The organism is Candidatus Streptomyces philanthi (assembly GCF_059553635.1).
In genome coordinates, this window is the sequence record NZ_JCANQV010000344.1 from 1 (window position 1) to 5,622 (window position 5,622).

The window sequence follows — 5,622 nt, forward strand, 5'->3', positions numbered from 1 at the left end:
GCGCGCCGAGGTCGCCGGGCTGCTCGCCGGGGGCGCCGAGCACCGCGATCGGGGTACCGGTCTCCACCTCGGTGCCGGCCTCGTGGAGCGTGGTGAGCAGGACGCCGTCGCGCTCGGCGGCGACATCCACCTCCGCCTTGTCCGTCTCGATGGACAGCAGCGCGTCGTCCTTCGCGAACGCGGCGCCCTCCGCGACCTGCCAGGCGGAGAGCACCGCCGCCGCGGTGTCGGCGGCCACGGCGGGCATACGGAACAGTTCGGCCATGATCAACCCTCCTGGGTGTTCTGTCGTACGGGGAGGGTCAGTTCTCGGTGACCCGCTGGAGCGCGGCCGCGGCCTCTTCGGTCCGGGCGATGGCCGCCCGCTCCAGCACCTTGCTGATGCTGGGGGAGGACTCCCCGGCGTGGACGCGCTGGACCGGCTGGTCGAGCCAGTCGAACCAGCGGCGCTGGATCTCGTCGGACAGCCAGCCGCCGTACGAGGTGCCGACGGGGCCCTGCTCGGCGATGAGGACGTTGTTGGTCTTGCGGATGCTGGCGCCGAGGGTGTCCCAGTCGAGGCTGGCGCGGTCCAGCCAGCGCAGGTCGATCACCTCGGCGTCCAGGCCCAGTTGCTCGACGGCCTCCAGCACGTACCCGGTCATCGCGAGGTACGACACGACGGTGATCTGCGACCCGGTGCGGCGCACGGCCGCCTTCCCCACGGGCAGGCAGTAGTCGAGGTCGTCGGCGGGGGCCGGGCCCGTGGTGGGGTAGAGGTCGGTGTGCTCCAGGACGACGACCGGGTCCTTGCAGGTCAGGGCGGCGTTCATCAGGCCCACGTAGTCGAAGGGCGTGGACGGGGCGACGATCCGCCAGCCGGGCGCGGTGGCGAAGACACCCGCCGGGTCCATGGAGTGCTGGGAGCCGTAGCCGGTGCCCATGGCGACCTTGCTGCGCAGGACGAGGGGGACGCCGGTGCCCTTGCCGTCGCCGCCGAACATGTGGCGGGCCTTGCCGATCTGGTTGAAGATCTGGTCGGCGGCGACCCACATGAAGTCGGCGTACATGAACTCCACCACCGGCGTGTACCGGCCGTCGAGGGCGATGCCGCCGCCGAGGCCGGCGAAGGCGTTCTCGCTGATGGGCGTGCCCAGGACACGGTCGGGGTGGGCCTCGGCGAGGCCCTTGGTGGCGCCGTTGGTGCCGCCCTTGAGGCGGTGCACGTCCTCGCCCATGACGACGATCGAGTCGTCCTCGGCCATCCGGCGGCGCATCACGTCGGCCACCACGTCGATGAACTTCCGGTTCTCCAGGCGGCCCTCGAAGGTTTCGGTGTCGGCGAGGCGCACCCCGTCGAACTCGCTGAGGTCGCCGCGCACGCCGACGTCGCGGAAGGACGGGTCGGGCCATTCGGCGGGCCGGATGCGGCGGGTGCCGGGCCTGCCGGCGGGGTCGGGCTCCAGCAGTTCGCCGCCGACGGCGGCCATCAGCGCCCTGGCGCGGGCGGTGCACTCCTCGACGGCGGCCTCGTCGAGGATGCCGCGCTCGACGAGGTGCCGGGAGACCTGGGCGAGCGGGTCGCGGGCCCGCCACTCCTTCTCCTCGTCCTTGGTGCGGTAGCCGAACGCGCTGCCGGGGAACGGCCCGTTCTGGTGGAAGTAGCGGTAGACCTCGGCCTCGACGACGGTGGGGCCGTCGCCCGCGCGCATGTGGTCCACGGCCTCGGTCATCGCCAGGTGCACGGCGAGCGGGTCCATGCCGTCGACGCGCCAGCTGGGGATGTTGAACCCCAGGCCGCGGGCCGAGAGCCGGGGCTCGGCCGTCGCCTCGTCGATGTGGGTGGAGACGGCGTACCGGTTGTTCTCGATGAAGAAGCAGACCGGCAGTTTCCAGGCCGCGGCGAGGTTCATCGTCTCCAGCACGGAGCCGATGTTGACGGCGCCGTCGCCGAAGTAGCTGACCGAGACGGCGTCGGTGCCGGCCTGCCGCGCCGCCCAGGCGAAGCCGGCGGCCTGCGGCACGCCGCCGCCGACGATCGCGTTGGTGCCCATGGCCCCGGCCTCGCGCCACTGGAGGTGCATGGAGCCGCCGCGGCCCCGGCAGAAGCCGCGGGCCAGGCCGCAGATCTCGGCGAGGCTGCGCAGCAGGACGGTGCGGACCTCCTCGGTGACCGGCTGCCGCAGGTCGATGCCGCCGGGCGCCACGTACCCCAGGGCCTTGGCGAGGAACTGGTGGTGGCCCCGGTGCGAGCCGCCGACGAAGTCGGCGCCGGTCAGCGGCAGGACGGAGCCGACGGCGCCGCCCTCCTGGCCGATGCTGGAGTGCGCGGGGCCGTGGACCAGTCCCTGGCCCGCGAGGTCGAGGACGTACTCCTCGAACGTCCTGATCAGCAGGATCTGGGCGAACATCGAGGTCAGCAGGTGCGGGTCCGCGCCCTGCCAGTCCTTCTTGGTCGCCACCACCTCGGTCCAGGGGGAGGCGGGGAGCAGTTTGCGGTGTGTGGGCATGAGCACTCTCCTGTGGGATTCGGTGAGCACTGTCGCAGCGAATGGATCCATTAACCAAGACCCGTTGCGGGAACGTTACGTTCGGATTCTGGACATAACCATTGACTGCGGCGCTCGCCGGAGCGCAGGGTGAGGGGCATGTCGGAGCAATGGATCCATTCAGCGGATGAGCGGGGGCGTGGACTCCCGGGACTGACCGGGGTCGAGCACATCGGCTTCACCGTCCCCGACCTCGACGAGGCGACCCGCTTCTTCGTCGACGTGATCGGCTGCGAGCACGTCTACTCGCTCGGCCCCTTCCGCTCCGACGGCACCTGGATGCGCGACCATCTCGGCGTCCACCCCCGCGCCGTCATGCGCGAACTGCGCCTCTTCCGCTGCGCCGGCGGCCCCAACTTCGAGATCTTCGAGTACGAGGCCCCCGACCAGCACACCGCCCCGCCCCGCAACAGCGACATCGGCGGCCACCACCTCGCCTTCTACGTCACCGATCTCGACGCCGCCGTCGCCCATCTGCGACGGCACGGCGTACGCGTCCTCGGCGACCCCACCGCCAGCTCCGGACCGAGCGAGGGCCAGCGGTGGGTCTACTTCCTCACTCCCTGGGGGATGCAGCTGGAGCTGGTCTCCTACCCCCACGGCAAGAGGTACGAGGACGGGGCACCGGTGCTGCTGTGGCAGCCTTCCGCCTGAACACGTCGGACGTACCGGGAGAGCCATGCCACCGACCACCGCGAAGCCCAGCGCCACCGCCGTCGCCAGCCAGCGCGTCGCCGACCGTCTGCGCGCCGCCATCCTGAGCGGCGAACTGCGCCCCGGCGCCCGCATCATGCAGGAACAGGTCGCCGCGCAGTTCGGCGCCAGCCGGATTCCGGTGCGCGAGGCCCTGCGGATACTGGCCGCCGAGGGACTGACCGTCGTGAAGTCCAACAGCGGCGCCTGGGTCTCCAAGATGGACATGGCCGAGTGCGAGGGCGTCTACAAGATCCGCGAACGCCTCGAACCACTCGCCCTCAGCGAGAGCATCCCGCACCTGACGGACGAGCAGATCGCCGGGCTGGAGGCGATCGCCCGGGAGATCGAGGAGACCACCGACGTCGACCGGTTCCTCGACCTCGACCGCCGGCTGCACCTGCTCACCTACGCCGGATGCCGCGTCGCCCAGATCACCACCATGGTCGACCGCTTCTGGAACACCACCCAGCACTACCGGCGTGCCTTCACCCACCTCGCCCGCGACGGCGGCTGGGAACTGATCCACGCCGAACACCGCCTGATCGTCGAAGCCGTCAAGCGCCGCGACACCGCCGACGCCGAACGCTTCCTCACCGGCCACATCCGCCGTACCCGGCTCGAACTGAGCCAGCATCCCGAACTGTTCACCGAGGACGACCATGACACTGACGACCCCGCCGGCTGACGACCACCCCTTCCGCGGCCGCACCCTCCTCCTGTCGGGCGCGGGCGGCGGCATCGCCCGCGAGGTCGCCCGCCAGTTCCACGCCGCCGGCGCCCACCTGGTGCTCGGCGACCTGGACGCGGGCGCCCTGGAGGAGTTCGCCGCCACCCTCGACCCCACCGGCACCACCGTGGTCACCCGTACCCTGGACGCTGCCTGTCCCGAGAGCAACAACGCGTTCGTCGCCGCCGCCGTCGAGACGTTCGGCTCGGTGGACTTCCTCGTACCCGCCGCCGGGATCTACCCCGAGCAGGCCGTCGCCGACATGACCGACGAGCAGTGGAACACCGTCATCTCGGTCAACCTCAACGGCGTCTTCTACCTCACCCGCGCCGTACTGCCCCACCTCAACGAGGGCGGCGCCATCGTCAACCTCACCTCCATGGCCGGCCACCGCGGCAGCGTCCGGCACGCGCACTACGCCGCGACCAAGGGCGCCCTGCTCGCCTTCTCCCGCAGCCTCGCCTGGGAACTCGGCTCCAGGGCCCGCGTCAACATGGTCTCGCCCGGCATCATCGAGACGTCCATGACCCGCGACTACGTCGCCACCCGCGGGGACAGTGCCCTCGCCACCACACCGCTGGGCCGCCTCGGCAGGCCCGAGGAGGTCGCCTCCGTCGTCACCTTCCTCTGCTCGCCCGCCGCGAGCTTCGTCCAGGGCGAGGTCATCCACGTCAACGGCGGCATGCACATGGCCTGACCAGGAACGACCGGAGGAGAGAACACGAGGAGAGGAACGGACGATGACCGACGACGCGGCGACCTACCCCGATCTGCGCGGGAGATCCGTGTGCGTCACCGGGGCCGCCCGCGGCCTGGGACGCGCCATGGCCGGCGCCTTCGCGCGGGCCGGCTGCCATGTGCTGCTGCTCGACCTCGACGGCGCCGAACTCGACCGGATACACCCGGACCTGGCGGCACACCACCCGGACCAGCTGATCACCACGGCCGCGGTACCCGTCAGCGACCAGGACGCCGTGGAGGAGGCGCTCGCCGCCTTCGCCGCCCGCACCGGCGGGCTCTCCGTCATGGCGGCCAACGCCGGCCTCTCCGCCAACGCCCCCTCCCTCGACCTCCCCCTGGAGCGGTGGAACGCCGCCCTGGACGTCAACCTCACCGGCGTCTTCGTCTGCGCGCGGGCCGCCGCCCGCCTGATGCGCGAGGGCGACGGCGGTGTCGTCCTCACCACCTCCTCGATGTACGGGGTGACGGCGGGCCCCGAACGCGCCGCGTACTGCGCGACCAAGGCCGCCGTCGCCTCCCTCACCAAGGTGTTGGCCGTCGAATGGGCTCCGTACGGCATCCGCGTCAACGCGCTGGCACCCGGCTATGTCGAGACCGACCTGGTGGCCCGGCTCTCCGCCGAGGGCCGCCTCGACACCGCGGCACTGCGCCGCCGCACCCCCAGCGGCCGCCTCGGACGCCCGGAGGACATCGCCCACCTCGCCCTCTTCCTGGCCTCCGGGGTGTCGTCGAACATCACCGGCCAGGTGCTGGTCAGCGACGGCGGCTGGACGGCGGACGGCTACGCGGTGGCGACCGGCTGACGGGACATCACTTCTTCACGTGGTCGGGGCTCACCGGCCGTCGGCCGTGCGAGGGTTGGCCGCCGCGCCCTCGGTGCTGAGCAGGACGACCGTCGCCCCGGGGCCCAGGCCCAGCCGCGCGCGGCGC

General features: G+C 71.8%; 6 protein-coding genes. 4 read left to right on the plus strand and 2 right to left on the minus strand.

The genetic code is table 11. From position 1 onward, the window contains the following. Together AC51EU_RS26400 and AC51EU_RS26405 are read right to left on the minus strand one after the other, a co-directional pair. A partial coding sequence (locus AC51EU_RS26400; RefSeq protein WP_496269589.1) for a biotin/lipoyl-containing protein occupies window positions 1-265 on the minus strand: 265 nt, incomplete at its 3' end. A 37-nt stretch (window positions 266-302) separates the two neighbouring features. Continuing rightward, window positions 303-2,489: an alpha-ketoacid dehydrogenase subunit alpha/beta gene (locus AC51EU_RS26405; protein WP_496269590.1), complete on the minus strand. Its 2,187-nt coding sequence runs from the start codon at window positions 2,487-2,489 to the stop codon at window positions 303-305. A 138-nt stretch (window positions 2,490-2,627) separates the two neighbouring features. Here AC51EU_RS26405 and AC51EU_RS26410 point away from each other — a divergent pair, with 138 nt between their 5' ends. From AC51EU_RS26410 to AC51EU_RS26425, 4 genes are read left to right on the plus strand one after another with little or no spacing between them, the layout of a single operon-like run. After that, entirely contained in the window at window positions 2,628-3,182 is a 555-nt protein-coding gene (locus tag AC51EU_RS26410; protein WP_496269591.1) for a VOC family protein, read from the plus strand. A gap of 25 nt (window positions 3,183-3,207) precedes the next feature. Beyond that, window positions 3,208-3,909 carry a GntR family transcriptional regulator gene (locus AC51EU_RS26415; RefSeq protein ID WP_496269592.1) on the plus strand — a complete coding sequence of 234 codons (702 nt, stop codon included), beginning with the start codon at window positions 3,208-3,210 and terminating at the stop codon, window positions 3,907-3,909. Then, window positions 3,884-4,648 (plus strand): SDR family NAD(P)-dependent oxidoreductase, encoded by a 765-nt coding sequence (locus tag AC51EU_RS26420; protein ID WP_496269593.1) that lies wholly within the window; start codon window positions 3,884-3,886, stop codon window positions 4,646-4,648. Before AC51EU_RS26415 ends, AC51EU_RS26420 begins: the two co-directional genes overlap by 26 nt. A 43-nt stretch (window positions 4,649-4,691) precedes the next feature. Beyond that, the gene (locus tag AC51EU_RS26425) at window positions 4,692-5,495 is read left to right on the plus strand and encodes an SDR family NAD(P)-dependent oxidoreductase (protein ID WP_496269594.1); all 804 of its coding nucleotides are present in this window, start codon (window positions 4,692-4,694) and stop codon (window positions 5,493-5,495) included. Window positions 5,496-5,622 lie beyond the last annotated feature (127 nt).

Excerpts from the sequence above, each read along its gene's own strand:
- AC51EU_RS26405 (WP_496269590.1), bottom strand. The coding sequence starts at position 2,489 with ATGCCCACACACCGCAAACTGCTCCCCGCCTCCCCCTGGACCGAGGTG.
- AC51EU_RS26410 (WP_496269591.1), top strand. The coding sequence starts at position 2,628 with ATGTCGGAGCAATGGATCCATTCAGCGGATGAGCGGGGGCGTGGACTC.
- AC51EU_RS26415 (WP_496269592.1), top strand. The coding sequence starts at position 3,208 with ATGCCACCGACCACCGCGAAGCCCAGCGCCACCGCCGTCGCCAGCCAG.
- AC51EU_RS26420 (WP_496269593.1), top strand. The coding sequence starts at position 3,884 with ATGACACTGACGACCCCGCCGGCTGACGACCACCCCTTCCGCGGCCGC.
- AC51EU_RS26425 (WP_496269594.1), top strand. The coding sequence starts at position 4,692 with ATGACCGACGACGCGGCGACCTACCCCGATCTGCGCGGGAGATCCGTG.